24 protein-coding genes are annotated in these 24,849 nt (G+C 57.9%); 10 read left to right on the top strand and 14 right to left on the bottom strand.

Annotation, left to right across the window (positions count from 1 at the left end; genetic code table 11):
• Positions 1-201: 201 nt before the first annotated feature.
• Positions 202-1,275 (bottom strand): alpha/beta hydrolase family protein, encoded by a 1,074-nt coding sequence (locus JM93_RS08095; RefSeq protein WP_145342110.1) that lies wholly within the window; start codon positions 1,273-1,275, stop codon positions 202-204.
• Between the two features lie 173 nt (positions 1,276-1,448).
• On the opposite strand from JM93_RS08095, the gene JM93_RS08090 reads away from it, so the two are divergent.
• Entirely contained in the window at positions 1,449-2,453 is a 1,005-nt protein-coding gene (locus tag JM93_RS08090) for an AraC family transcriptional regulator (RefSeq protein WP_145342108.1), read from the top strand.
• Between the two features lie 49 nt (positions 2,454-2,502).
• Here the strand turns inward: JM93_RS08090 and ilvD are convergent, their stop codons facing one another.
• A complete protein-coding gene (ilvD, locus tag JM93_RS08085) occupies positions 2,503-4,347 on the bottom strand; it encodes a dihydroxy-acid dehydratase (protein ID WP_145342105.1) in 1,845 nt (614 codons plus the stop codon).
• A gap of 316 nt (positions 4,348-4,663) precedes the next feature.
• On the opposite strand from ilvD, the gene JM93_RS08080 reads away from it, so the two are divergent.
• Positions 4,664-5,896, top strand: coding sequence for a GGDEF domain-containing protein (locus tag JM93_RS08080; protein WP_145342103.1), 1,233 nt, complete (start codon positions 4,664-4,666; stop codon positions 5,894-5,896).
• 120 nt (positions 5,897-6,016) lie between these two features.
• Here the strand turns inward: JM93_RS08080 and JM93_RS08075 are convergent, their stop codons facing one another.
• Positions 6,017-7,120 carry an alkene reductase gene (locus tag JM93_RS08075; protein ID WP_145342101.1) on the bottom strand — a complete coding sequence of 368 codons (1,104 nt, stop codon included), beginning with the start codon at positions 7,118-7,120 and terminating at the stop codon, positions 6,017-6,019.
• A gap of 116 nt (positions 7,121-7,236) precedes the next feature.
• The gene (locus JM93_RS08070; protein WP_145342099.1) at positions 7,237-7,839 is read right to left on the bottom strand and encodes a TetR/AcrR family transcriptional regulator; all 603 of its coding nucleotides are present in this window, start codon (positions 7,837-7,839) and stop codon (positions 7,237-7,239) included.
• A 91-nt stretch (positions 7,840-7,930) separates the two neighbouring features.
• Here JM93_RS08070 and JM93_RS21945 point away from each other — a divergent pair, with 91 nt between their 5' ends.
• The 3 genes from JM93_RS21945 (at position 7,931) to JM93_RS08060 (ending at position 9,793) form a co-directional block, all read left to right on the top strand.
• Complete coding sequence (locus JM93_RS21945; RefSeq protein ID WP_208995028.1) at positions 7,931-8,074, top strand: hypothetical protein; 144 nt, start codon at positions 7,931-7,933, stop codon at positions 8,072-8,074.
• A gap of 120 nt (positions 8,075-8,194) precedes the next feature.
• Positions 8,195-9,088, top strand: coding sequence for a cupin-like domain-containing protein (locus JM93_RS08065; RefSeq protein ID WP_145342097.1), 894 nt, complete (start codon positions 8,195-8,197; stop codon positions 9,086-9,088).
• Positions 9,089-9,325: 237 nt separating this feature from the next.
• Complete coding sequence (locus JM93_RS08060) at positions 9,326-9,793, top strand: GyrI-like domain-containing protein (protein WP_145342095.1); 468 nt, start codon at positions 9,326-9,328, stop codon at positions 9,791-9,793.
• Between the two features lie 23 nt (positions 9,794-9,816).
• Here JM93_RS08060 and JM93_RS08055 read toward each other — a convergent pair whose 3' ends face one another.
• From JM93_RS08055 to JM93_RS08035, 5 genes are all read right to left on the bottom strand, one after another.
• Positions 9,817-10,530: an ABC transporter ATP-binding protein gene (locus tag JM93_RS08055; RefSeq protein ID WP_208995026.1), complete on the bottom strand. Its 714-nt coding sequence runs from the start codon at positions 10,528-10,530 to the stop codon at positions 9,817-9,819.
• The gene (locus tag JM93_RS08050) at positions 10,527-11,294 is read right to left on the bottom strand and encodes an ABC transporter ATP-binding protein (protein ID WP_145342093.1); all 768 of its coding nucleotides are present in this window, start codon (positions 11,292-11,294) and stop codon (positions 10,527-10,529) included. The genes JM93_RS08055 and JM93_RS08050 overlap by 4 nt, the downstream gene beginning before the upstream one ends.
• 2 nt (positions 11,295-11,296) lie before the next feature.
• Positions 11,297-12,232, bottom strand: a complete 936-nt coding sequence (locus tag JM93_RS08045) for a branched-chain amino acid ABC transporter permease (protein WP_145342612.1) — start codon at positions 12,230-12,232, stop codon at positions 11,297-11,299.
• A complete protein-coding gene (locus JM93_RS08040) occupies positions 12,232-13,155 on the bottom strand; it encodes a branched-chain amino acid ABC transporter permease (RefSeq protein WP_145342091.1) in 924 nt (307 codons plus the stop codon). The genes JM93_RS08045 and JM93_RS08040 overlap by 1 nt, the downstream gene beginning before the upstream one ends.
• A gap of 96 nt (positions 13,156-13,251) precedes the next feature.
• On the bottom strand, positions 13,252-14,430 hold the full coding sequence (locus JM93_RS08035; protein WP_145342089.1) for an ABC transporter substrate-binding protein: 1,179 nt from the start codon (positions 14,428-14,430) through the stop codon (positions 13,252-13,254).
• Positions 14,431-15,069: 639 nt separating this feature from the next.
• Between JM93_RS08035 and JM93_RS08030 the strand changes: the two genes are divergently transcribed.
• The 3 genes from JM93_RS08030 to JM93_RS08020 all read left to right on the top strand — a co-directional run bounded on the left by JM93_RS08030 (position 15,070) and on the right by JM93_RS08020 (position 17,643).
• A complete protein-coding gene (locus JM93_RS08030) occupies positions 15,070-15,759 on the top strand; it encodes an SH3 domain-containing protein (RefSeq protein WP_145342087.1) in 690 nt (229 codons plus the stop codon).
• A 65-nt stretch (positions 15,760-15,824) separates the two neighbouring features.
• Positions 15,825-16,319 carry a hypothetical protein gene (locus JM93_RS08025; RefSeq protein WP_208995024.1) on the top strand — a complete coding sequence of 165 codons (495 nt, stop codon included), beginning with the start codon at positions 15,825-15,827 and terminating at the stop codon, positions 16,317-16,319.
• Between the two features lie 130 nt (positions 16,320-16,449).
• Entirely contained in the window at positions 16,450-17,643 is a 1,194-nt protein-coding gene (locus JM93_RS08020; protein ID WP_145342085.1) for a lytic murein transglycosylase, read from the top strand.
• Between the two features lie 40 nt (positions 17,644-17,683).
• On the opposite strand, the gene JM93_RS08015 is transcribed toward JM93_RS08020, so the two are convergent.
• From JM93_RS08015 to soxR, 4 genes are all read right to left on the bottom strand, one after another.
• Positions 17,684-18,778 (bottom strand): hypothetical protein, encoded by a 1,095-nt coding sequence (locus JM93_RS08015; protein WP_145342083.1) that lies wholly within the window; start codon positions 18,776-18,778, stop codon positions 17,684-17,686.
• Positions 18,779-19,104: 326 nt separating this feature from the next.
• Positions 19,105-21,735, bottom strand: coding sequence for a PAS-domain containing protein (locus tag JM93_RS08010; protein ID WP_145342081.1), 2,631 nt, complete (start codon positions 21,733-21,735; stop codon positions 19,105-19,107).
• A gap of 169 nt (positions 21,736-21,904) precedes the next feature.
• Positions 21,905-22,468, bottom strand: coding sequence for a cupin domain-containing protein (locus tag JM93_RS08005; protein WP_208995022.1), 564 nt, complete (start codon positions 22,466-22,468; stop codon positions 21,905-21,907).
• 100 nt (positions 22,469-22,568) lie between these two features.
• On the bottom strand, positions 22,569-23,078 hold the full coding sequence (soxR, locus tag JM93_RS08000; RefSeq protein WP_145342079.1) for a redox-sensitive transcriptional activator SoxR: 510 nt from the start codon (positions 23,076-23,078) through the stop codon (positions 22,569-22,571).
• A gap of 101 nt (positions 23,079-23,179) precedes the next feature.
• Between soxR and JM93_RS07995 the strand changes: the two genes are divergently transcribed.
• Together JM93_RS07995 and JM93_RS07990 are read left to right on the top strand one after the other, a co-directional pair.
• Positions 23,180-23,566 carry a VOC family protein gene (locus JM93_RS07995; protein ID WP_145342077.1) on the top strand — a complete coding sequence of 129 codons (387 nt, stop codon included), beginning with the start codon at positions 23,180-23,182 and terminating at the stop codon, positions 23,564-23,566.
• A complete protein-coding gene (locus JM93_RS07990; protein ID WP_145342075.1) occupies positions 23,559-23,897 on the top strand; it encodes a hypothetical protein in 339 nt (112 codons plus the stop codon). The genes JM93_RS07995 and JM93_RS07990 overlap by 8 nt, the downstream gene beginning before the upstream one ends.
• A 78-nt stretch (positions 23,898-23,975) precedes the next feature.
• Here JM93_RS07990 and JM93_RS07985 read toward each other — a convergent pair whose 3' ends face one another.
• Positions 23,976-24,755 (bottom strand): amidohydrolase family protein, encoded by a 780-nt coding sequence (locus JM93_RS07985; RefSeq protein ID WP_208995020.1) that lies wholly within the window; start codon positions 24,753-24,755, stop codon positions 23,976-23,978.
• Positions 24,756-24,849: the final 94 nt, after the last annotated feature.

Raw genomic sequence — 24,849 nt, 5'->3', positions numbered from 1 at the left:
AGCTACAGTCTTATTGGACAGAGGAAGATAATTCTGGCGGAAAAAGCCCATGGAGAAACCACTCCTCTGCGGAAGATAGGCAAGTATCCGGTGCAGCTTGGCTCAATGGTTCGGCCAACAGCATGCAGGGGCACAGAAGATGCCGGCATGTGGCGCTCACGACGCCACATGCTGTTCAAGAGACGCTGCACAACAGCTTGATCATGGCGCTGCTTGTGCCAAAAAACGGCTGACGGCATCAACGGCCCGGCGATGCACATCGACACGATCGACACCCTGCGGCTCGTCACAGACCGGATCATCCTGCTCCGCGCGCAAGATCTGCGGTCCGGCCTCCTTGCATTCGGCAAGAAACGAAAAATGGGTTGCGGGACTGATCTCGACGAACTCGGCATTGGGCAGCTTCTCCGCAAGCCGCGCCCCCTTGTCCCCGACATTCACGGCCCACCAAATGGTCTCCTGAGAGCCCAGATTGATCAAAAGTGCCGGCTTGTCCATCGAGGCGATGCTCTCCTCCGTAAAGCCGAAGGGAAACCCCGGATCGACGGCAATGGTTCCGGCGTACCGGGTATCCCGGTAGTTGCCGTCGGTCAGGTCAAAGTCGGCCTTTCGAAAGTCGACGCCGCCGCTGCCGTAAAAATCACAACCGGGGGCCTCGGCATTTTCAGCACAGTAATCACCGAGGCGTTTTGCCCGGAACTCAAGCCCCATGCCTTGAAGAACCGTTGTCCCACCAAGCGAGAACCCGAGCGCATAGATCCGGTCCCGGTCGACATGCTGCACAAAATCAGGAGTTGCCAGAACGTGGTCCAAAGCGGCTGACAAATCCCACACCCGCTCCGCAAACCGGGCAGAGCGGCGGGGCGAACTGTCGCCGGAGGTGCTGCCTGGATGATTGACCGCCAGCACCATGGCACCGTCCTTGGCCAACTCGGAGGACAGCCAGCCCAGTCCGTCCATGTTGCCGCCGGAGCCGTGGGACAGCACGACAAGCGGATAATGGCCCGGCTTAATAGCCGCACCGATCAGGGCGCGGGCCGGTTGAAAGACAGGGCCGTCACCGACCGGAGCCGCATAGGTTGATGTACCGGCAGGATACCAGAGCGATGCCTGAACGAGCCCGGCCCGGTGATCCGCCTTGAAGTCGAACCGGTCATAGCCGGCCAAGTCGGCCCCAAAGGCAGACGTGACCAAAGTGCAGGCGAGTATCGGGGCTATGCACGCCCCTTTGACGGCCCGCAGGGCTGCGGTCGGAACGGCATCTTGAAAAATCATGGTCTTGAAACTCCCGTGGATGGATCACGGGTCGCAAGCTGCTTGATCTTGCGGGCTGCCGCGTCCTAAATCCGGTTTCAGGACGTCCTCAAACCCGATATCGGACAAGCTTGCGAAGCTCTTGCCCGTTTCACCCTCCCGCCGTCAAAGCCCCCGAGCCTATTGATTTTTGAATGATTGCCCTGCCCGTTCCGGTCTTTACCGCCGCTGTTCTTGCCTATCTTGCAATCCGTGCCGCCGTCCTGGGCGAAACGTCCAGGATGGTCATCGCATTTGTTGCGATGTGTGCCGTCCAAAGCGCGGTGATCGCCCTGAACCAACACTATGGTCTGCGTATTTTTGGACCGTTGCAGCCGGTCACCGCCTCAATGCTTGCCGTCTTTGCGTATCTGACGTTCCTTGCAACCTCTGTGAGGCCCCTGCGCGTGGTCCCGGACGCCGCTCATCTTCTGGCCCCGGCGTCGGTTGCCGCCTGCCTATGGCTTCCACCGCTGTTTCTGGACGGCATGTTGATGCTGCTGTTTGCCGGCTACGGCACCGCGATCCTCTTCAAAGCCCGGAACGGGGCTGAAAATTTGCCGCTCGTCCGGCTGGAAGGCAGCGAGCGGGCGCTGTTCTTGTGGCGCTGCGTGGCGGCCGCGATGATGGCCTCGGCTGCTTTCGATCTCATCATCAGCGTTGCGGTGACCTACGGCCCTCAAGGCATCGGCCCCCTGCTCGTCTCGCTCTATTCGGTTGCCTTCCTGCTGATGGTCGGTCTGCTAAGCTTGTCCGAAACCGTCAGCCGCCCCCTGCCGCAAGACCCGGTCCCGGCGGCGGCAGCCCGCGCTTCGCACACTGCGGCACACCCGGATCTTATGCACCGGATCAAAGACCACATGCGCACATCAAAGATCTATCTCGATCCGGATCTGACGCTGCGCAAGCTGTCCCGCCAGCTTAGCGTTCCGGAAAAGACCCTTTCAGCCAGCATCAACCGGGCGACCGGTGAAAACCTTCCGCGCTACATCAACCGGCACCGCATCGAGCACGCCTGCGAACTGATGCAGGCGGGCACGCCGGTGACCCACGCGATCTACGCCAGTGGCTTCAACACAAAGTCCAATTTCAACCGGGAATTCCTTCGGCTGAAAGGCCTTCCGCCAAGCGCCTGGCTGGCCGCGCACAGTTCGCAATGAAAAACGGGCCCGAAGGCCCGCTTTAAACTGACGTCATTCGACCGAAAGCTCAGTCCAGCTCGCGGACCGCGCCTTTCGAGGCAGAGGTGGTCATGCGCGCATAGGCCTTGAGCGCCTTGGAGACCTTGCGGGTGCGCTTTTCCAAAGGTTTCCAGGCTTCTGCGCCCTTGGCCTCCATCGCCGCACGGCGCTTGGCCAGCTCGTCGTCGGAAAGATCCACTTTCAGGATACGGTTTGGGATGTCGATGACGATCGTGTCGCCCTCCTCCACCAGCGCGATTGCTCCGCCTTCTGCAGCCTCCGGCGACATGTGGCCGATGGACAGTCCAGAGGTGCCGCCTGAAAACCGCCCGTCAGTGATCAGCGCGCAGTCCTTGCCGAGCCCCTTGGACTTCAGGTAGCTGGTCGGATAGAGCATTTCCTGCATGCCCGGGCCGCCGCGCGGTCCCTCGTAGCGGATCAGCACCACATCGCCGGCTTTCACCTTGTTGGTCAGGATCGCGGACACGGCCGAATCCTGGCTCTCGAAGATCCGGGCAGGTCCCGTGAACTTCAGGATGCTGTCGTCGACACCCGCGGTCTTCACCACGCAGCCATCTTCGGCAATGTTGCCGTAAAGCACCGCCAGACCGCCGTCCTTGGAATAGGCATGCTCGGCGTTGCGGATCACCCCGGCTTCCCGGTCGATGTCGAGGTCGTCCCAGCGGCGCTCCTGGGAGAAGGCCTGGGTGGTGCGCACGCCGCCGGGGGCCGCCTTGTAGAACTGGTGCACACTTTCGGAGGAAGTCTGGGCGATGTCCCAGCGGGCCAGCGCATCCTTCATGGTCGGCGCATGCACCGTCGGAATATCGGAATGGAGCAGCCCTGCCCGGTCGAGTTCACCCAAAATGCCCATGATGCCGCCGGCCCGGTGCACGTCTTCCATGTGAATGTTTTCAACCGCCGGCGCGACCTTGCACAGCACGGGGACCTGTTTCGACAACCGGTCGATATCGTCCATGGTGAAGCCGATCTCGCCTTCATAGGACGCGGCCAGAAGGTGCAGGATCGTGTTGGTCGACCCGCCCATGGAAATGTCGAGGCTCATGGCATTTTCAAACGCCTTGAAACTGGCGATGTTGCGCGGCAGCACACTGTCATCGCCCTGCTCATAATAGCGCTTGGCCAGATCCACGATCAGATGCCCGGCCTCAATAAAGAGCCGCTCACGGTCTTTATGCGTTGCCAGCGTTGAGCCGTTGCCCGGTAGGGACAGGCCCAGCGCCTCGGTCAGGCAGTTCATGGAGTTGGCGGTGAACATGCCCGAGCACGAGCCACAGGTCGGACAGGCGTTCTGTTCCATTTCCAGAACGTCTGCGTCAGACATGGAATCGTCAGCCGCCGCGACCATCGCATCGACCAGATCGACGGACTTGGCAACGCCGTTTTCCAGAACGACCTTGCCCGCTTCCATGGGCCCGCCGGAGACGAACACGACCGGAATGTTCAGCCGCATGGCGGCGTTCAGCATGCCCGGGGTGATCTTGTCGCAGTTGGAAATGCACACCAGCGCATCGGCGCAGTGGCCGTTGACCATGTATTCGACCGCGTCCGAAATCACCTCGCGCGAGGGCAGCGAATAGAGCATGCCGTCATGACCCATGGCGATGCCGTCATCCACCGCGATGGTGTTGAACTCCTTGGCAACACCGCCCGCCTTTTCCACTTCCCTAGCGACAAGCTGGCCGAGATCCTTCAGGTGGACATGGCCGGGCACGAACTGGGTGAAGGAGTTGGAGATCGCGATGATCGGCTTGCCGAAATCGTCGTCGGTCATGCCGGTGGCGCGCCAAAGGCCGCGCGCACCTGCCATGTTGCGGCCATGGGTGGAGGTTCTGGAACGATAGGGGGGCATTTTTCAAACTCCCTCGGTTGTTTTGTCCCGGACTGACAAAGCAGTCCGCGCCGCACGGGATTTTCCGTACCATGTTGTTTCAGAAATCCGTTTGGCAGGTTTCAGAACAAATGAAAAGACCGGTTCGGCGAAAAGCCGTACGCTTCGGTACGATTTAATTATCGAGGTGTATTTTTATTTGCCCTACCCAAAGGTTGCGGTGTTTTTTTCTTTAGGTGATAATAGACAATGGTAATTTGCACGAGCTTCATAATGAAGTGTTTACGCGGTTATTGATAATGTCCGCGCGTTCGCGACCTCCAAAGATGTACGGCCAATGCAGCTCGACACGCCCACGCTTTATACCAGCATTACAATTGCCGCCTTTGCAGGGGCGTTTGTGCTCATTTTCTTCATGTTTTCGCTGCGTCACCGGACACGAGAGATCGGCTGGAGCTGTCTGTTATGGGCATTCGGCATGTTGTTCATCGCAGTAGGCACTCTACTCACCGGCATGCGTGGAACCATTCCGAATGAACTGAGCATCGTTGTTTCCAACATTCTGATCTTGTGGGGCGTCTGGCTCAGACCAATCGCCGTTTCAGTGTTCTTCAACAAACGCACGTTTTTCTGGGTTCCCCTCGGGCTGTCCATTGTGTGGACTGCCCTGTGCCAAACCAGCTTTTTTCAAGAGGGGGTTCACTACCGGGTTTTCTACATGAACGGCTCGCATGCGATCGCGGCGCTGTTTGTCATTTGGATGTGTTACCGCTTCAACTCAGAGCGCTTGGTCACCGCCCGGGTCATGGCCGGCGCCTTCGCCTTTGAGGCGTTCGCATTCCTTCTGTTTATCAATCACCACGCGTTTGTCCGATACACCAACTTCATGGAGGCATTCGGCGGGACGGTCACGACGGTCTACCTTGTCCTGATCCTGATGACGATCGTGGTCAGCACGATGGCCATCGCGGCCATGTGCATTGAGCGGATCCAGAACCGCTTCCATGAACAGGCTATGGAAGACATGCTGACCGGGCTGCCAAACCGCAGAGCCTTTTATGAGGCGGTCGAAAAAGCGCTCACCAATCCACGCGCCGAAATCAAACAATATGCTGTTGTTCTGCTGGACATTGATCACTTCAAAAAGGTCAATGACACATTCGGACATGCCATGGGCGACGCCATCTTGCGCCTGCTCGGCCTGATCTGCCGCGAGGCTGTTCCAGCCACCGGCCTTTCCGGACGCATTGGCGGAGAGGAGTTTGCGATCTTCCTGCCAAACACGACCGAGGACACGGCCGGTGCACTCTCCCACCGGATCTCGCAAAGGCTCTTGGTTGAAAGTGCAACGGCCTCCGACAAACGGGTGGAGGCCACGATCAGCGCCGGTGTCGTGATTTGCCCGGCTGCGACCCCCTTTGATCTTGCCGTGGAGGGAGCCGACAAATGCCTCTACGATGCCAAGCGTCAGGGGCGCAACCGCACGATCATGCATGACAGGACCACCAAGGTGACGCCCGAGCGCACCATGTTCCAGGCGCCGTTTGCCAGCTTGCGCAGATCGACATAAAGCCAGCACTGCAATATTGCAAAAACGGCCGGTGCGGGAGAGGAAACCGCACCGGCCGTCTTTCAGGCTGCCTTTGTGTGGATAGGGACGACGGACCAGGCAGCCTGATGCCAGATGCCGCTAGGCGGCTTGTGTTTCGTTCAGGAACGGATAGTCGGTGTAGCCTTTTTCCGTACCACCATAGAACGTTGTCTGATCCGGCTCATTCAGCGGCGCATTCCGCTGAAGCCGTTCAGCAAGATCGGGATTTGCGATATAGGGCCGACCAAAGGCCACGAGATCGACATCGCCCTTGTCGACACGCGCAATGGCCAGATCCCGGTTATAGCCATTGTTGCCCAATTTCGCTCCGCCAAACCTGGCGTAGAGCGCCTGCAAGTCCGCACCCTCCGGCAGATCGCGCGGACCGCCGGTCTGTCCTTCCACAAGATGCAGATAGGCCAGGCCATAGCTGTTGAGCAGATCAACCGCCAGAGCAAAAGTTGCCTGCGGATTGCTGTCTTCGATGTTGTTGGCGTTTGAGAACGGGCTCAAGCGCACGCCGACACGGTCAGCGCCCCAAACACCCGTGACAGCATCGGTGACCTCTTTCAAAAACCGCAGCCGGTTTTCAATCGACCCGCCATAGGCGTCGGTGCGTGTGTTCGAGCCGTCGCGAATGAACTGATCGATCAGATAACCGTTCGCGGCATGGATCTCCACGCCGTCAAATCCGGCCGCCTTCGCATTTTCGGCCGCCGTGCGGTAGTCTTCGATAATGCTGGCGATCTCGTCCGTTTCCAAAGCGCGCGGCTCTGTGGTCTCGATGAAGTTTTCGCCGTCAAAGCTCTTGGACTTGGCCGAAATCGCGGACGGGGCAACCGGCGCTGCGCCGCCCGGCTGAAGAACGGGATGTGAAATCCGGCCGACATGCCAAAGCTGCAGAACGATCTTGCCGCCCTTGGCGTGAACAGCATCGGTCACCTGCTTCCAGCCCGCAATTTGCGCCGTTGAGTAGATGCCCGGCGTCCAGGCATAGCCCTTACCTTGCGGCGAGATTTGAGCCGCTTCGGTGATGATCAGACCCGCGCCTGCCCGCTGGCCGTAGTACTCTGCATGAATCTCGTAGGGCGCATCGTCTTCGGCACGTGCCCGGTTGCGGGTGAGCGGCGCCATCACGATGCGGTTCTTGAGCTCAATTGCTCCAATTTTTATTGGCTGAAACAGTTTTTCGGTACTCGACATATCTAAGATCCCAGTCGGTGAGGTGTACTTTGCTTATTTTCGGACCAATCAGTCCATAAATAGATGCGGTTGTTTAGGTGCGAACGTTCCCGGACCCTTTCCGGTTCTGAACGCGGTTATGAGGGGGCTATTATCGCGCGTGCTTCCTTTAGACTGTTGACGATTTTCTCCGGCGGAAAACCGGATTTGCGCATGGCCAGCGTGCCAATCGTAAGCGCTGACAAGGCCCTGGCCTTGTCCAGCGCAGCTTCCGGGTCGTGCGGGTTTACCGCCTCGGCCAGAATCCGTTCAATCTGTTCAAGATGACGGCGTCCAAGCGCCGCAACCTCTTCTTGGTGCGGGGCGAGCTCGGTGATGCAGTTCACCAGAAGACAGCCTTTTTGACCGGCCTCAAGCCCGGTCAGTGCCACAAGCATCGCGCCAACGGGATCCGTGCCGCCCTTGATCGCGATTTCCCTCAGGCGCGCCAGATTGGCGTCAGAATACGTTTTCAACGCAGCGGTCAAAACCGATTGTTTTGATCCGAAAGCGCCGTAAAAACTTGACCGGCTGATGCCCATCGCAGATGTCAGATCATCAAGAGATGTCGCTTCGTAGCCCTGTTTCCAGAACACCTGAAGTGCTGCTTCCAAAGCCTTTGCCTCGTCGAAACCGCGTGGCCGTCCGGGGCTTTGTGCGGCTTTCTTGGACCCGCTATCGATGGTGGTTTCCTGTGTCATGGACCCAATGTGGACTGTACATTCCAAAATACAAGAGCCACTCAAGATATTTCTGGACCGGACGTTCCGAAACCCTATTCCGGAGATGAGCATGATGCTTGCTCGCGGCAAACACTGCCGGTCCAAGACTGTGCGCAGTCCGCTCTACCGTCCTGTTTGGTTCACGGACCAACGAGGCTGCGCGGCGGGAATCCGCGCCGATTCCGGCTGGAGCGCGGATTTTTCCGAACAATAACGATTGGATAAAGCTGTTTTATTTTTTCAATGCTGACGTATAATCGAGAAGAGCTCCCGGCATTTGGGTGCGGCACGCATAACCCTGAATTGGTCGCGATACAGGCGCAAGCGAAACAGCATGTTTGCCATTACAACCATCAGCACAATTCCCGATCTTGAGGAATTTCTCGAAAAATATGGTGAGCCGGAGCAACCCGTCCTCATCAAAGGTCTGGCGAATACCTGGCCTGCCCGCGAAAAATGGGGACCCGATCAATTGCGGGCAGCGCTGCATGACCATCCCGATGTGGCGGACAGAGGCGTCTTTTTCGTCAGCCGAAAACCGGTGCTTGAAGACGACATCGTGATACCTGACTTCCTGAAGAGCATCCTTCAGTCCGATCAGGTCATGAGTGATTCGATCGCGTGGCGCTTCTGGGTCAACCGGAGACACAACCGCACCGAATTTCACTATGATACGAATGCGGAAAACGTGATCACCGTGCAGGTCAAAGGACGCAAAGAATGGGTGCTTGTCTCGCCAGATACACCGTTGCCCTGCTACCCTTTTACCAATTTCACGCTTCTGAAGGATGAAGAGAAACTGCTGCGCAACAAGCGTTACTGTAAATTCGACCTTGAAGAAGGGGATCTGCTGTACGTGCCCCCCTATTGGTATCACCGGGCCGTGGCCAAAGAAGACGTGAATATCAACATCAACTGGACTTATACAAAGTGCGCAACATCGGTTCTGACGCGGGAATTCCAGCGCGATATTGAGCGGATCAGCTTGCTGAACGCCCTCAAGAACCACAGGTGGCCCGTTGTACGAAAGGGCTTTGCCAAGGTGATCGGCGCATTGCCAAAGGTTGGCGGCATCGGCTGGGGATTGAAGTCGTTCATTTCTTCTCCCTACACTCCGGGCCGGTTTGCAATATTGAGGCGCACATTCAAGGAATTGCTGAATGTCCCTGGTATGCTGATGACGCTTCCTGCTGTTCGGACGACCTTGAAAAAGGTCGACAAAACCTGACCTCAACGGGAGACGCGCCGGGTGCATTTGCTCTGGCTTGTGCTTCTGGGCACCCGATCGTTTTGCCATCGAAGGATCGCCTCCATGTCACCAGGCTGACTGTCTGCTCTTGCCGATCTACCGGACACTTGGAGCAATGGACTGTTCCGGGCCGTCCTTGATCAAAATCATGGCGACACACGCAAAGATAAATTTGAGTGCAAATTGCACGTTTTCCTTTGAGAAAGGCACTTGATCATGCCGGATTTCCAGATCGTTGAAACGGACGACATTCCGTATCTTTTTGAAGAACGCACAGCTCCAATGGATCCGCAGGCAATCGGCGCGGAAATGGGCAAAGCCTTCGGCAACGTCCTGGGGTTCATGCAGCAACACCGTATTCAAGGCGCCGGAAAAGTCATGGCGGTCTACTACACCGCACCAACGGATGAGATCACTTTCCAGGCCGGTTTTTCCGTCGAAAAGGATCCTGGAACGGAGGCCTCAAGCGCCATCCAGTTTGCCCAGATCCCTGCCGGTAAAGCGGTCTATTTTCAGCACAAAGGCTCTTACAGCAAATTGCGCGACGCTTATGGAGCGATGCTGGCCTTCATGGAGAAGGAAAGCCTTACGATGGGTGCACCGTGCTGGGAGGTGTATCTGAACGACCCGGCCGAGGTGCCCGAAGAGGCGCTTTTGACAGATGTCTATATGGCGCTGGCCTGATCACCTGAAACGGCAGCACGCCGTCAGGCGCCGAGATAGCGGTCTTTGACGTCCGGGTTGGCGGCCAGTTCCTGCCGGCTGCCGGTCCAAACGGTTCGCCCCTTTTCCAGGACGACATGCCGGTCGGCCAACCGCTCCAGGGCGGCGACCGATTTGTCGACCACAAGGATGGCAAGGCCTGTGTCCTTGAGGTCGGCCAACACCTGCCAGATCTCTTTCCGGATCAGCGGTGCAAGTCCTTCGGTCGCCTCGTCGAGGATCAACAGTTTCGGATTGGTCATGAGTGCCCGCCCGATGGCCAGCATCTGCTGTTCACCGCCGGACAGTTGCGATCCGAAATGCGCGCGCCGCTCTGCAAGGCGCGGAAACAGGGCATAGACCGTTTTCAAGGACCAGCGCGCTGCGCCGCCCGCACGGTTTGCCGATGTGGCCACAAGGTTCTCTTCGACATTCAATGTCGGAAACACCTGGCGGCCTTCCGGCACCAGACCAAGGCCTTGCCTTGCCACATCATAGGCGGGAGCACCATCGACGCGGCGGCCTTCGAAGTACACTTCGCCGCCGGTTGCCGGAACCAAACCCATGACCGTCTTGATGGTCGTGCTCTTGCCCATGCCATTGCGGCCCATCAGGGTGACGACTTCGCCTTCGCCGATGGTCAAAGAAACATCGAACAGAACAGGCGTTCCATCATATCCCGATTGCAAATGGTCCACTGACAGCAGAGGCCGGCTCATAGATCGCTCTCCCCGCCAAGATAAGCCTCCCGCACGGCCGGATCGCGGCGAATATCCTCCGGTGCGCCGCTTGCGATGATCTCGCCATACACCAGCACCGAAATCCGGTCGGCGAGCTGGAACACCGCGCTCATGTCGTGCTCGATCAACAACATCGGGATCTTGGCTTTCAAACCGTGCAGCACCGTCACAAGCCGCTCGGTCTCCTCCGGCCCGGTGCCGGCCATCGGTTCGTCAAGAAGCATCAGTTTTGGTCCGCCCGCCAGTGCGATGGCCACCTCTAGCACGCGCTTCTCGCCATGGCTGAGGTCGCCTGCCCGCAAGCCCGCGCGCGCCGTCATCCCCACCATTTCAAGATAGACCTTGGCCCGATTGTTGAGCTCGGCATCGGATGAGGCGCGTTTGAAGAACCGGAAAGAATGGCCATCCTTGGCCTGGACTGCCAGCGCAACGTTTTCCAGCACCGAAAAAGCCGGAAGAATTGCGGTAATCTGAAACGACCGGCCAAGCCCCTTCCTCGCCCGCTGGGCCACCCCCAAGGACGACACATCTTCGCCCGCAAATACAATTGCCCCGCTGTTTGGCGCAATTGACCCGGATATTTGCCCGATCAAGGTTGTTTTGCCGGCACCGTTCGGGCCAATCAGCGCGTGGATTTCACCGCGCCGGACAGTCAAAGACACATCCTTGGTCACATGCAGCGCGCCATAGGACTTGTTGAGACCCTGGAGTTCCAGAATCGGCGCAGCTTCTGACACCGTCATGCCTACCTCCCCCTGATCGCTCCCAAAAGGCCGCCCTTACCATAAAGCACGATCAGGATCAGCAGCGGACCGAAAATCAGCCGCCAGTGTTCCGTGTAGCCCGACAGCGTTTCTTCCAGAACCATGTACGCAATGGCGCCAAGAATCGCGCCGTGCAAATGCCCCATGCCGCCAAGAATCACCATGACGATAAGTTCGCCGGAACGGTGCCACGACATGTAGGCAGGTGACACGAACTCGGCCTGGTTGGCCATCAAGGCGCCGGCAAGACCGGCGATCGTACCGGCAAGTACAAAGGCCGTCAGCCGGTACCGGTAAGGGTCGATCCCGATGGCTTCCATGCGCGCTTCATTTTGTTTAGCCCCTTCCAGCACCCGCCCGAACCGTGAGCGGGTCATGACCTTCAGAATCAGGTAGGAGGCCAGAAGCACTCCGAAAACGATGTAGTAGAAGCTGGTGTCGCCATTAAAGAGCCCGGTGCCGAACAGCTCTGACCTGCCCCACATGGTCAGGCCGTCATCGCCGCCATAGGCCGACAGGGAGGTGGTCGTGTAATAGGCCATCTGCCCGAAAGCGAGCGTAATCATGATGAAATAGACGCCGCGGGTGCGCAAACTGATGGCGCCGGTGACAAGCGCAAACAACGCGCACACCGCCATGGCCAGCGGAAACGAAATCCACGCCGCCCAGACATCGTGTTCGGCCAGGATGCCGACCGCATAGGCGCCCAGGCCGATATAGGCGGCATGGCCAAAGCTGACCATCTCGCCATACCCGAGAATAAAGTCGAGGCTGACGGCCACGATCGCAAAGATCAGGATCCGGGTTGCAAATAACAGCACAAACCGGTCGTCGAAGACCCCGGCATAAAGCGGCACAAGGGCAAGAACGACAAACAGCGCGGCCGGAAGCCCAACCGCGGTCAAACGGCGGGTCATCATGCGCTGCGCACCGGAAACAGGCCGCTTGGCCGGAAAAACAGCACGGCAGCCATCAAAATGTAGATCAGCATGGAGGCCAGCGCCGGCCCGACATCATTGGCTGCAGCCGGCGGCAAGGCCAGCTTGGCGATGTCGGTGGCGAACGAGCGGCCCAGAGTATCGACAAGACCGATAATCAGGGCAGCCAGGAACGCACCGCGAATGGAACCGATGCCGCCCACGACAATGACCACAAATGCAAGTATTAAGAGGTTGTCTCCCATACCCGGTTCGACCGACAGGATCGGAGCTGCCATGATGCCGGCAAATCCCGCGAGCATGGTTCCGAATCCGAACACGATCATGAACAGACGCCGGATATTGACCCCAAGGGCGGCGACCATGTCCGGGTTTGTCGCCCCGGCGCGCACGAGCATGCCCACCCGGGTTCGGGTCACAAGCACATAAAGCAACGCCGCAACACCCAGACCGGAGACGATCAGCGCCAGGCGGTATACCGGGTACTGCAAATTATTGACCAGCGGGATGGCGCCATCCAGCAGATTCGGTGCCGGGAGCGACAACGGCGCAGCCCCCCAAATCACCTTCACCGCTTCGTTCAAGAACAAAATGACGCCGAAGGTTGCCAGCACCTGGTCCAGATGATCGCGGTCATACAATCTTCGAAAGACCAGAAACTCCAGAACAAGCCCGCAGAATAACGCCAGCGCAAGGCCGATGATCAGTGCAAGCCAGAATGAGCCGGTCAGCTGGTATCCGGCAACAGCCAGATACGCTCCGAGCATGTATTGCACACCATGGGCCAGGTTGATGAAATCCATCACCCCAAAAACCAGGGTGAGACCGGCGGCGATCAAAAACAGCAGTATTCCAAGTTGGAGACCGTTAAGCGTTTGGACAGCGAGCAGCGTTGTCGACAAATGGATGTCCCTTGAAAGTCAGGAGGACCGTCTGAAACAAAGCGCCCGGCCGTGAACACTTAGGTCAGGGGCCGGGCGGTCTGTATTCACGAGATCTTACATGCGGCAGGAGCCCGCATAAGAATCACCCACATCGTCGAAGACCTTCTCAACCGCCTCAGTGATGTAGACATCCTTCGACCGCTGAACCGCCTGGACAAGGTAGAAGTCCTGGATCGGGAACTGATTGGAATTGAAACGGAAATCGCCGCGCACGCTCTCGAACGGCGCCGCATTCAAGGTGGCGAGCAGCCCCTGCTTGTCGGAAATGCCGTTGTTCAGCTTGACCGCTTCGTGGATCAGCCGCGCCGCGTCATAGCCTTGGGCAGCATACAGCGACGGTGCGTAACCATATTCGTTTTCAAAGTCGCGCACGAATTTATTGTTGGCCTCATTGTCGAGGTTCGCCGCCCACTGCGCACCGCCGTAAAGTCCGACCGCCATATCCCGTGTGGCCGGCAATGTCGTTTCATCGACCGTGAAGGCCGACAAGAACGGGATCAGGCCATTCAGCCCCGCCTGCGAGTACTGTTTCACCAGATTGACGCCCATGCCACCAGGCATGAACGTGAACACCGCGTCCGGCTGTTCGTCCGCAATACGGGCGATTTCAGCGGAAAAATCGAGTTGCCCCAGTTTGGTGTAGATCTCGTCGACCACGTTGCCGCGAAAATGGCGCTTGAAGCCGGCAATGGCATCCTTGCCCGCCTGGTAGTTCGGCGCCATGACAATCACGTTGCCGTAGTTCTGATCACTGGCATAGCGGCCCATGACTTCGTGGTTCTGGTCATTCTGCCAGGAGGTGGAAAAGAAATAGGGGCTGCAGCCGCGCCCGGCGATCGGCGAAGGACCGGAATTGGCGCCGATGAAAATCGTCTCCGACTCGATGATAGGCCTGTAGACCGCCATCATGACGTTCGAGAACACAACACCGGCCATCATGTCGACCTTGTCGCGCTCCAAAAGCCCCTGCACCTTTGTGATGGCTGCATCCGGCTTCAACTCGTCATCAACGACAATGACCTCGGTCTCCAGACCGCCGAGACGCCCGTCAGCCTCTTTCACGCCGAGCAAAAAGCCATCACGCATATGCTGGCCAAGCACCGCTGGTGGACCAGATAGCGTTGCCAACAGGCCGATTTTCAGGGTTTCGGCTTTGGAAGGCACAGCGCCCGCCGACAATGCGGCGCAACCTGCAAATGCCGTCGCGGCCAGCGCAGTCAGGATACGTTTCATGGTTACTCCCCTCAGATGTCACCAAACCGGACGCGGCTTTTTCTATTGCTTTCCATCCACGTCCGAAGCGTTGCCCCATTTAAGGCAATGAGCCGCCGATACACAATCACCTGCGTCAAATTTCGCGCAGACTGCTCAAAACAACGCAGATGTCGGAGCGAAAGAAATATCAATATTCTTTGCGGATTCTTTGGTTCGGCTTTCATCCCAAACTATTTTCCACTTCAGGCAAAGTTTCTTCAAGTTGGGCCCGAAGCTGCCCCATTCTCGTCTTCTTCTGCACCCATACCCCGTCCTCGGCATGGTGAGGCGGACCACCGCACCATGGCAAAGGTTGACAGTTGGTAAACTTATCGGGTTTAAGAGCATCACGCTGTCGTATTGGGTAGGAGTGCATGGACCCAGCAAACGTCTCATGCACGGTCATCGGCAAACGGAGAAATCGAATTGCGGCAGAAGCTGACTTCTAAGGCGGCGACTTTCTTTTGGACGAGGCAATCTCACGGACACCAGCCGAAAACGTGGAAAGCAAGCGCAAAACCACGGATCAAATGGGCAGATGATACTGGCCCCGCGTTCTCGGAAAGCGACCTCGCTGCCCCGACTGCCAAAACAGCACCCAGCCCAAGAACAGCACGCGTGTCGCTCAAAATCGTTGGCGCAGCGACTGCGATCGCACTTACGGTCACCGGATCAGCGCTCTATGCAGCGCATGACATGTCCGAACAGGCCCCAGCCCCATTTGAGATCCCCGAAACACTGATTGCCGCCAGCCGCAGCACAGCCGACGCATCACCGATCCCGCCGATCGCGGACCGTTTCAGTTTTGTCGAGCGCGCCCAGAATTCGGACCTGAAAATACAGGTGGAACAGCGGCTTGCGCAGACCTTCTTCCAGGCAGATCAAACCGGCGCACAAATCGAGGTGACAGGTTCTGCCGCAGCGCCTCCGGAGACGGACGAGGACTTGCGCGCCGGGTTGGATGCACAAGAAACGCAGCCTGAGCTGGCCTATGCGCAAACCTCGGGCGAATCGGAAGACGGTATCGCAGCCATCGTTGCCGCGACCGAAAACGAAGCCTCCGTTTCTGCCGCAGAGCAGGCGGACCAGGCAGGCAACACGCCCGACATTGGCGCCCAAGCGTCTGACGCCGTGATCACAGCTGCCGTCAACATGCGCGCTGCTGCAAGCAACAAGTCGAAAATCCTGGCCGTCTTGCCGCCTCAGGCGACGGTGCGTGTCGGCAGCTGCGACAGCTGGTGGTGCTCCGTCAGCTATGACGGCAAGACCGGCTACATCAGCAAGCGCTTCGTGTCCCGCCAGGGATAAAACCGGGCGCACTCGCACCTTTCAGAAAAAGCCGGTAAACTGGTCAACGCGATGGAGACTACGCGATGATCAACCGGTTCGGCATCCTACCCATTCTTTCGATGCTCATGGCGGTTCCGGGCCCGGTGACCCAAGCCGGTGCACAGCCACCTGCACCGGCCGGAACCGACTGCGTGGTCTACGCGACCGACTATGCCAATCAGTATATCGGCAGCGGCGATGTGGTGGGTGACGCAGTCCAGGGCGGCATGGCAGGCGCGGTGGTCGGCGGCGCCTGGCGCGGACCAAGCGGAGCGCGGCGCGGCGCTGAAGCCGGCGGCGCACTCGGTGTCTTGAACAATCTTGGATCCGTGCCCGGCGGCTGGCAATCGCTTTACGACATGGCCTACCAGATGTGCGTTCAACAAAACGCGGGCGTGAACGCCGACACGCTCTATCCGGTCCCCTCGCTCAGTGCCCCGCGCCCGGGCTGTGGATCGTCCGCCAGTGTCGACCGGCGCCCCTTGCGCTCGGCCGACGGCACCATTTCTGCCGGATCCAGCCGGACGGGCTGCCAATAGCTTCGCGCTCCAGACCACGCAAAAATACAGCGTGGATCAATCGCAGCACAGGGCGCGTCAACGGTTGACCTCCGGCGGCAGGCAGAGTGAACTGTTGCAACGTTTCGCTGCCGACCGACTGGACCCTTGAATGATCCCTCCTGCCCGCCAACTTGCCAAAGTCTCTCTTGTTGTTCTTTCCACCCTGACATTTCCAGCTTCCGCGTCCGCCCAGCAATGCGGCGGCGACTTCCGTCAGTTTCTGACTGGTGTGAAGCAGGAAGCGGTTGCCAGAGGACTTTCCGCGAGCGCAGCCGACAGGACATTGAATGGGGCCCAGATCGACCAGACCGTCCTTGCACGCGATCGCTCGCAAGGCGTTTTCCGCATGACCTTCCTGGATTTTTCCAGAAAGGTGATTTCCGGCTACCGCATGCGCAATGGCGCGGCGAACATGCAAAAATACGCGAGCGTCTTCCAAAAGGCGGAACGGCAATTCGGTGTGCCGGCGCCCGTGATTACCGCTTTCTGGGCGCTCGAGACAGACTTTGGCGCAGTTCAAGGAGACTTCAATACGGTCAATGCACTGGCCACCCTGTCGCATGACTGCCGCCGGCCGGACCTGTTCCGCCCGCAACTGATCGGCGCGATCGCGATGGTTCAAAAAGGCGATCTCGATCCGCGCCGAACCACCGGCGCCTGGGCCGGGGAAATCGGCCAGGTCCAGATGCTGCCGGAAGACATCCTGCTGTACGGCCAGGACGGAGACGGCGATGGCCATGTCAATGTCAAGGCCAGTTCACCGGACGCACTCCTGACGGGCGCTGCGTTCATTCAAAGCCTCGGCTGGCGTCCTGGCGAACCGTGGCTTCAGGAGGTCACCGTTCCGTCCAACCTGGACTGGAGCCAAACCGGCCTCGGCAAACCAAGGCGGGCCAGCGACTGGGCGGCAGCGGGCGTGGCCCCGCGATCCGGGCAGATTTCGTCAAGCTTGCCCGCCTCGCTGATCCTGCCGCAAGGCCGCAAGGGGCCGGCCTTCCTGGCCTACCCGAATTTCGATGTGTATCTGAAGTGGAATCAGTCCTTCGTCTACACCACCTCGGCCGCCTACTTCGCAACCCGACTTGCCGGAGCTCCGGTCTATGCCCAACGGACGCCTGATCCAGGTCTGAGCGAAGGCCAGATGAAGCAGCTGCAGCAAAAGCTGGTCGGCATGGGATATGACGTCGGCAAGGTTGACGGCATTTTGGGCGCGCGCACCCGCGCAGCCGTGCAGGATGTTCAAAAACAACTGGGCTTTCCAGCGGATGCCTGGCCAACACCGACCCTGCTTCGCAAGCTGTAAGACAGCGCTTTCGAAGCAGGCCCGGTTTGCCGTTTTTCAATCAGTCGTCCCAGGCGCCCGTGCCCGGTCCCGTGTGAAAGCCCGTTCCGGTGTTTGTGTTTGACGATGAGCCCGTATCCTGGATGAACGGGTTGCGGCCTTGCGCTGTCTTCGGTGGATATGCACGCCCGTAGTCGGTCACTTCTTCAAAGTCTTCCTCGATCTCGGCCTGTTTCACGGGCGACAGCTTCCAGTCATCAACGTTGCCCCAGTTGTTGGTTTTTGCCTGGAACTCGTCAATGTTGCTCACATGCTTCCTGAGGGAACCAACGGTTAAACCTTCGTCTTGGAACCCCGCTTGCGCTGCTGCTTCGAAACCGGCCACCTCCTGTTCGAGCCTTTCCAGGTCCTTGGTTGAAAAATCCGCAGTCCAGTTGTTGTTGCGATACGCGTTCAAACGCATGGCATGCTCGAACCCCCGGCTCTGTGCAATGCCGGTCTGTTTCAGCACCAGCTCATGCCGGAGAGACGATGCCTCGGGTAATTTGATCATGGTCAGAAAATTGGCGGCCCCTGTGCGCTCCTTTTGAACACGTTCATCACGCCCAAATCCCAGGGTCCTGCCGGACTTTTTGAGGACAAGCCCTTCGCCTTTTTTGAACCGCAGTTCGACATTGTCGAACTTGGGATCAATTCTATTCAGCTTTTCACGCAGAGCGTCGCGGTCAACCGGCTCGTTCGGACGGAAGAGAATGTCACCGCGCTGGATGTCCTGTTTGGGTTTTTGAGTGGGCCGGTTATTGGGCCCTGCATTGCGGTTTTCATGCGTGTCGAGCCCCAGAAGGCTGTCGATCTCTGCAGCCATCTTGTCCAGCTCCTGCGTGTCGATCTGTTTGAGAGACACTCTGCTAGGTGTTGCATGTGGAGTGGAATAATCTGTTTTCTTAAATTCCGACGTCGACGGTCCAGCCTGTGGAGTTGACCTCTGAAACCGGTGCTTAACTTGGCTCATCTTGTGCTCGGCAGAGATCTTCTGCTTGGGCTTGGTGTCAGTGAATCCGTATTTTTCGGCAATTTCCTTGCGATGCTGACGACCGCGATCGAGCATTTGCTCTGTTTTGTGCTGTTTGAATTTCTGTCTAAGCCAGCTAGCCATAATTGCTTCCTCCAAGATCTAAAACACAAATAGGCTTGCAAAGCTCTTTGAAGAGTTCCAGTAATCAATATATAACCTCGATAAATCAGCCAATTTTTTTGCGATCATTACCTTGCGTCATTACTGCAGCGCGAAATACACTTTATTTAAGATAAATATACTTTGAGAAGGCGCAATCATATCAGTAAATACTTTTAATAAATCTTTGAACGCCGATGAAATCTCTTCGCCGGCCTCTCTGGGAGCCAGGGGAGCAGCAATAACGCTTCTTTGAAAAGAGCCGACGGCATTTGGCCCGTCGGAAACGGCAGTGCGGCAGTGGCCTGTTATGCAGAAGGACCGTGGGTCCCGGTCATGCGCAGGTCTGCCGGTTCAAGGTCTGAGTAGAACCTAAAACCGTTCCGCCCGCCATGTTTGACGCTGTAGAGCGCAATATCGGCCTGCTTGATGAAAATGCTTGGATCGCTCACATCCGGCGTTAGTGACGCAATCCCGATGCTCGCACCGATCTCAATATGGCAGAGCCCGATCTTGAAAGGCGTGTGCAGGGCTTTGACAAGCCGCTCGCCGATTTCCGACACATAGTCGATGTCGGCGGATGTGTCCGGTAATATGATGGCGAACTCGTCTCCGCCGAGCCGCGAGACGATATCGGTGCCGCGCACGCAGTCCTTTAAGCGGGCGGAGACCTGCTTCAGCACCTCGTCACCGACATCATGGCCATACGTGTCGTTGACCGGTTTGAATTTGTCGAGATCCAGCAGCATCAAGACCGGATACGTCTTGCCCGACCTTGCCGAAGCGATTGCCTCGTCAAGCCGGTGATTGAACAGGGTGCGGTTTGCCAGCCCGGTCAGCGTGTCGTGGTGGGCCGCATAAGAGATTTTCTCGACCGCTTTTTCCTGCAGCGTCACATCCTCGTGGGTGCCGATCCAGCCGCCGCCGGGAAGTGGCGCATGCACGGATGAAATCACCCTGCCGGTCGCGTGCTGAAACTTTGATCGGACCACCTCGCCACGGCCGAGCCGCTGCTTTAGATCACGGATATGCGTATCGACATCGCCCTGGAATTCGCCGCGATCCTTTTCCGCCTTGATCAGATCGTGGAGGGTAGCGCCCTCGACGACCTCATCGACAGGCTTGCCGAAAATATCGATGTATTGCTGGTTCCAAAGTGTCAGCCGGCCCTCACCGTCGAACACGCTCACACCCTGGCGCATATTGGCCACGATAACTTGCATCTCCTCGGACTTTTCGCGGGCGATGCGTTCGTTCTCGACGAGCTTTTGCTCCATCTGTTTGCGATCAGTCACATCGAACAAGGCCGATATAATGCCGCCGTCCGGCAAGGGCGTGCCGCGCACTTCCAACACCCGGCCATCAGCAGTGGTGCGTTCGTAATTATGCAGGCTGCCGCTGCCGATCCGTTCGAACCGGCTGTTTGCCAAGGTTTCCGGATCGCCCGGCCCATACTCTCCCTGCTCTGCGTTGTAGCGGATCAGGTCATACATATGAACGCCGGGCTCCAGAAGCCCGCCGGTATGATGTAAAAGCCGTTTGACTTCCGCGTTGGCCGTTTCAAGCCGAAAATCCGATCCGAAGTGCATCAATCCGCCCGGGAAATTATCAAAAATCGCCTTAAGCGTGTCGGCATGAGACTTGGTTTCGGTGATATCGGTCAGCGATACGACGACGCCTTTGAAGTCATGTGCTTCATCGTCTTCAATCGCGACCGCATTGATCTTTAGCCATGTCAGCGTGGCATCCTCGCGGGAAACACCGGCAATGACGTCCCGCACGGTGGATGGATTTTCGACCGCGTCCATCAACGGGTTACAGCACCCCAGAACACCATTTGCATCGCATTTCACATGCACGTAAAGGTCGGAAATCTTCCGGCCGGCCAGTTCGCCATCCGCATAACCGAGATTTTTCGCCGCGGCCGGATTTGCCGACTGAATCGTTCCAGTATCATCGACAAGCAGGACACCTTCGGTGAGCGCGGCAAACGTCGATTTCTGGATGGCGTCCGATTTCCGGATCGCCTGTTCGAAGTGCTTGCGCTCGGTGATGTCCTGAAACGCGCCGACAAGACGGACGAGCTTACCGTTCTCGATCACTGGCTCTCCGGCGGCCCTCACCCAAATGGACCGGCCCTTTGCGGTCACGAACGGCAGCTCCACATCCCAGCTCTCGCCGTTTTTAATACCATCTTCGACCATCTTGGCAATCACCGGCCGCGCTTCAGGCGCGTAGAACTCTATGGCGGTGTCCATTGACGGCACATAATCGTCGTCGACTTCGTGGATGTCGCGGGTCTGCTGCATCCAGAACGGTTGCCCCTTTTCGATATCCACTTCCCAGCCACCAACGCCGGACAAACGCGTGATCTGGGTTAACAGCTCATGTTCCCGGACAGCTTCGGCTTTCTTTTGGTTGATCTCAACCGTTGCGGCCTCAAGACGGATCATGTTGTGATGCGTGCGCAACAATCCCTGAACAATTCGTCCCAGTTGATGCAGCTGTTCGATTTGCGCCTGAGAAAACTTGCGTGGCTTGCGGTCGATGATACACAGAGTGCCCAGCATATGCTCGTCGTCGAGCGTGAGCGGGCACCCGGCATAAAACCGGATGCGTGGCTCACCGGTGACCAACGGATTGTCCCGGAAACGCGGGTCCTTCGCTGCGTCTTCAATGATGAAGATATCTTTTTCCTGAATGGCATATTGGCAAAACGAGACGTCGCGCGGCGTCCCGTCCGCCTCGAGGCCGCAACGGGCCTTGAACCACTGCTCGTTTTCATCAACAAGCGAAACAAGCGCAATCGGACACGAGAAGATCTCTGATGCCAGTTGAACGACAGCGTCGAATTCGGGCAAGCGCTCCGAACCGATGATCTTCAGATCATGCAGCGCTTCCAGCCTGGTCTGCTCGTTATGTGTTCGAACTATCTGCATTGCATGCCGGTATTTTCCTGTGCGTTTGCGATCTATATTTAAGTCAGCTTTATTAAAAAGCTTCTGAGTGCCGCCGATGATGTGACCGTAGCACGATAAAACATGCCGTATGGTTACCTTTTCCTATAAGTATGTAAACACTAAAAACACACGCATTACATGCACTTCCTCACTCCACCTTCTCGCGACTGTCCCCCGGGTCTTTCTCCAACACGGTGGCCTGATCGCCCTCTCCCAGCATGAAGACAGTCAAGACCTTGACCGGTTCCGCTCCGGTGTTTTTGCCGCGATGCGTTACATGCATGGCTTCCAGCAGGCCGTCGCCGGCGCGGTAGACTTTCTTGCCGAATTCCTCGTAGGTCACGGTCAATTCGCCTTGCAAAATATAGGCGAACATGGGCGCTCCATGCTGATGCCAGGCGGTTTCCTCGCCCGGCGCAAGTGTGACTTCAATTGCCTTCACCGATGGATTGCCGGCCGGAAACGCCAAAACTTCGCCGGTCACGGTTTCACTGCCTTCAAACACATCGCGAACGGTTTGATAAGGCGTCTGTTTCGCGTCTTCTGCCGCCTTGGCAGATTGCGAACCGGGCTTTGCGTCCGGTGCGGCGGGGCCCGGTTTTGAGTCCGGTGTCAGGGACTTGTCGGCAGAGATCACGGGCCCGGCCCCCAGACTGATCAAGGCAAGACAAAGGGCTGCTACACCGGACATGCGTTTGATTGAAGTGGCCATGAAACTCCCCAAAATCTTCGAATCACTCGACGTGAGCTGTCACCTACAGCATGCAAAAACGGTAGCTCTTTGGCAGTCACATTTTTTCACAGGCAGATAATCACCCCTCTGCCGTTCCTGAGCCTGATCCGCTGGTTTCTTCCGGGTTCGTCTCGACGGCAGCAGGTTTGTCGCCCAGGAGATATCTCGGCCCCCGACCCTTTTTCGATGCGGCATCGCCGGCATTGTAAAGGGCGCAGCTTTGCAAAGACAAACAGCCACAGCCTATACAGCTGTCCAGCTTGTCCCTGAGTTTGGTGAGCCGATCGATCTTGCCATCGAGATGCTTGCGAAAAGAGCCGCTGATCCGCGTCCAGTCGGTCTTGTTCGGCGCTCTTCCCTGCGGAAGCCGCGACAACTGTTCGGAAATCTCAGTGATGGTGAAGCCGAATTCCTGAGCAACCAGCACAAATGACAAGCGGCGAATGTCCGCCCGCAGGAAGCGGCGCTGCCCGCCCTTGTTTCGGATCGGTGTCACAAGCCCTTTGGTTTCATAGAATCGGATCGCAGACACGCTCAAGCCTGTCCGGTCCGCAAGATCGCCTATCGACAGCACATCGGTTCGTTTCATAAAACCCTCAAAAAAACCTTGATCTCAAGTTAGGTTTAGGAATTATATCAGATGTCCCGGGCCGAAAAAGGCCAAATTTCGAAGCAATGAAGGGACAGAATATGACCAGCGCATTCTTGGAACACGTCAATGTCACCGTCAGCGATCCGGCTGCGACAGCAAAGCGGCTGGACGACTGGTTCGGTTGGAAAGTTCGCTGGAGCGGCGCCAGTATCCATGGTGGCACCAGCTACCACATCGGCAACGAGACCAGCTACATCGCGGCCTATGCGCCGGCAAAGGACACCACCGCATTGAATGGAGAAACCTACGGTGTCCGTGGGGGCCTCAACCATATTGCCGTTGTCGTCGAGGATCTCGACGCGACCGAGGAACGCATCAAGGCGGGCGGCTACAAAACGCTCAATCACGCCGATTATGAACCAGGCCGCAGGTTCTATTTTCATGACGATGACGGAATCGAGTTCGAGGTTGTGAGCTATGCATAACCCGCATCTGTCCGGGACCCGGTTCCGCGACAGGCCCATTGCCCCGTCATGGGGGTCCGTACATGCACATGCGGCGCTGCTTGCCGATGGCCTCATTGCAAATGACGGACGGGTCCTTGCAAGACCAGTTCGGGGGCCCCCGAGCAGCCACCATACGCATGTACGCACCCGCAGCGGCCGGTTTCTGGCAGTTTTCTCCGGCTGGATCGAGCGAATGGGGATCCCGTCCAGGATCTTGCACACAGCGGGCGGCGCTCCACCGGATCGGGAACCACCCCTTCCCATCCCGCTGGGACGCCGCGCGGTCCTTGGTGCCGGGGCGAAACGCTGAAACGCTCTGCAGGCACGTAAGGCAAACCAAGCCGGCAAAACCGGGCAGGCCTTCTGCCCGGTTTGCACCAATTCAGGGTCAGTGCGGTCCCGCTTCAAGCCCATAGAACTCGGCGGCATTTTCAAACAGGGCCTTTCGGGCCTGTTCGCCAGTCAATGTCTGATTGATCAGATCAATATCGGCGGGCGAGAAAGGCCTGTTTGCGCGTGTGGAAGGCAGATCCGTGCCAAACATCAACGCGTCAGGGTTGGCATTTGCAATCGCATTCAGCGTGTCAGCGACATTGAGATCCACCCGGCCGAACCCGGTCGCCTTTACCTTTACACCGCCACCGGCGAGCCGCAGGAGAGCTGGCAGCGCAGCTGCCTGCATGCCCAGGTGGTCAAGCGACAGCTTTGGAAGACCTGCAAATACCGGCTCCAGCTCAAGGATCGCCCCGGCGGACGCGTAAACCTCGATATGCCAGCCTGCCAGTTCCCACAGCCGCGCGGCAAACTCCGGAAGGTTTTTCGCTGTTTCGGGACTGCCCCTGTAAAGATTGATCCGGGCAGCCCGGATGCCATGCCGGGCAAGTTCAAGAATCTCTTTGTCGGTTGCCCCCGCCGGCAGATTGGTAACGCCAGCGTAAGACGCCCCCAGCGCTGCCAGGGCAGCCTGCAGATAGGTTTGATCAGTGCCCTGAAACGAGCCGGAAACAACCGTACCGCCGACAATGCCGAGAGGCTTTGCGACTTTCCGGTAGGCCGAGACGTCAAACGGCTCCGGACGGAACCCCTGGTTCTCTACCAGCGGAAAACCAGCCGGGATGATGTGCAAATGCGCATCGAACACCGGTATAGACTGTTCATCTGAAGCCACCGACCCCTGCTCCCGGACACTCAAGCCAACTCAAAAACAACCGCCAGGGCAATCATGCCCCGGCGATGGGAAAAGAAAAGCAATTGTTTGAGGC

Origin of the sequence: Roseibium hamelinense, assembly GCF_007830545.1 — a bacterium.
Taxonomy (GTDB): domain Bacteria; phylum Pseudomonadota; class Alphaproteobacteria; order Rhizobiales; family Stappiaceae; genus Roseibium; species Roseibium hamelinense.
Note: the sequence above shows the minus strand (reverse complement) of the source record. Positions and strands in the feature narration are given on the sequence as shown.

Bases quoted from the DNA above. Each gene is read 5' to 3' on its own strand.
- JM93_RS08095 (WP_145342110.1), bottom strand. From the start codon at position 1,275: ATGATTTTTCAAGATGCCGTTCCGACCGCAGCCCTGCGGGCCGTCAAA.
- JM93_RS08090 (WP_145342108.1), top strand. From the start codon at position 1,449: ATGATTGCCCTGCCCGTTCCGGTCTTTACCGCCGCTGTTCTTGCCTAT.
- ilvD (WP_145342105.1), bottom strand. From the start codon at position 4,347: ATGCCCCCCTATCGTTCCAGAACCTCCACCCATGGCCGCAACATGGCA.
- JM93_RS08080 (WP_145342103.1), top strand. From the start codon at position 4,664: ATGCAGCTCGACACGCCCACGCTTTATACCAGCATTACAATTGCCGCC.
- JM93_RS08075 (WP_145342101.1), bottom strand. From the start codon at position 7,120: ATGTCGAGTACCGAAAAACTGTTTCAGCCAATAAAAATTGGAGCAATT.
- JM93_RS08070 (WP_145342099.1), bottom strand. From the start codon at position 7,839: ATGACACAGGAAACCACCATCGATAGCGGGTCCAAGAAAGCCGCACAA.
- JM93_RS21945 (WP_208995028.1), top strand. From the start codon at position 7,931: ATGATGCTTGCTCGCGGCAAACACTGCCGGTCCAAGACTGTGCGCAGT.
- JM93_RS08065 (WP_145342097.1), top strand. From the start codon at position 8,195: ATGTTTGCCATTACAACCATCAGCACAATTCCCGATCTTGAGGAATTT.
- JM93_RS08060 (WP_145342095.1), top strand. From the start codon at position 9,326: ATGCCGGATTTCCAGATCGTTGAAACGGACGACATTCCGTATCTTTTT.
- JM93_RS08055 (WP_208995026.1), bottom strand. From the start codon at position 10,530: ATGAGCCGGCCTCTGCTGTCAGTGGACCATTTGCAATCGGGATATGAT.
- JM93_RS08050 (WP_145342093.1), bottom strand. From the start codon at position 11,294: ATGACGGTGTCAGAAGCTGCGCCGATTCTGGAACTCCAGGGTCTCAAC.
- JM93_RS08045 (WP_145342612.1), bottom strand. From the start codon at position 12,232: ATGACCCGCCGTTTGACCGCGGTTGGGCTTCCGGCCGCGCTGTTTGTC.
- JM93_RS08035 (WP_145342089.1), bottom strand. From the start codon at position 14,430: ATGAAACGTATCCTGACTGCGCTGGCCGCGACGGCATTTGCAGGTTGC.
- JM93_RS08025 (WP_208995024.1), top strand. From the start codon at position 15,825: ATGATCAACCGGTTCGGCATCCTACCCATTCTTTCGATGCTCATGGCG.
- JM93_RS08020 (WP_145342085.1), top strand. From the start codon at position 16,450: ATGATCCCTCCTGCCCGCCAACTTGCCAAAGTCTCTCTTGTTGTTCTT.
- JM93_RS08015 (WP_145342083.1), bottom strand. From the start codon at position 18,778: ATGGCTAGCTGGCTTAGACAGAAATTCAAACAGCACAAAACAGAGCAA.
- JM93_RS08010 (WP_145342081.1), bottom strand. From the start codon at position 21,735: ATGCAGATAGTTCGAACACATAACGAGCAGACCAGGCTGGAAGCGCTG.
- JM93_RS08005 (WP_208995022.1), bottom strand. From the start codon at position 22,468: ATGGCCACTTCAATCAAACGCATGTCCGGTGTAGCAGCCCTTTGTCTT.
- soxR (WP_145342079.1), bottom strand. From the start codon at position 23,078: ATGAAACGAACCGATGTGCTGTCGATAGGCGATCTTGCGGACCGGACA.
- JM93_RS07995 (WP_145342077.1), top strand. From the start codon at position 23,180: ATGACCAGCGCATTCTTGGAACACGTCAATGTCACCGTCAGCGATCCG.
- JM93_RS07990 (WP_145342075.1), top strand. From the start codon at position 23,559: ATGCATAACCCGCATCTGTCCGGGACCCGGTTCCGCGACAGGCCCATT.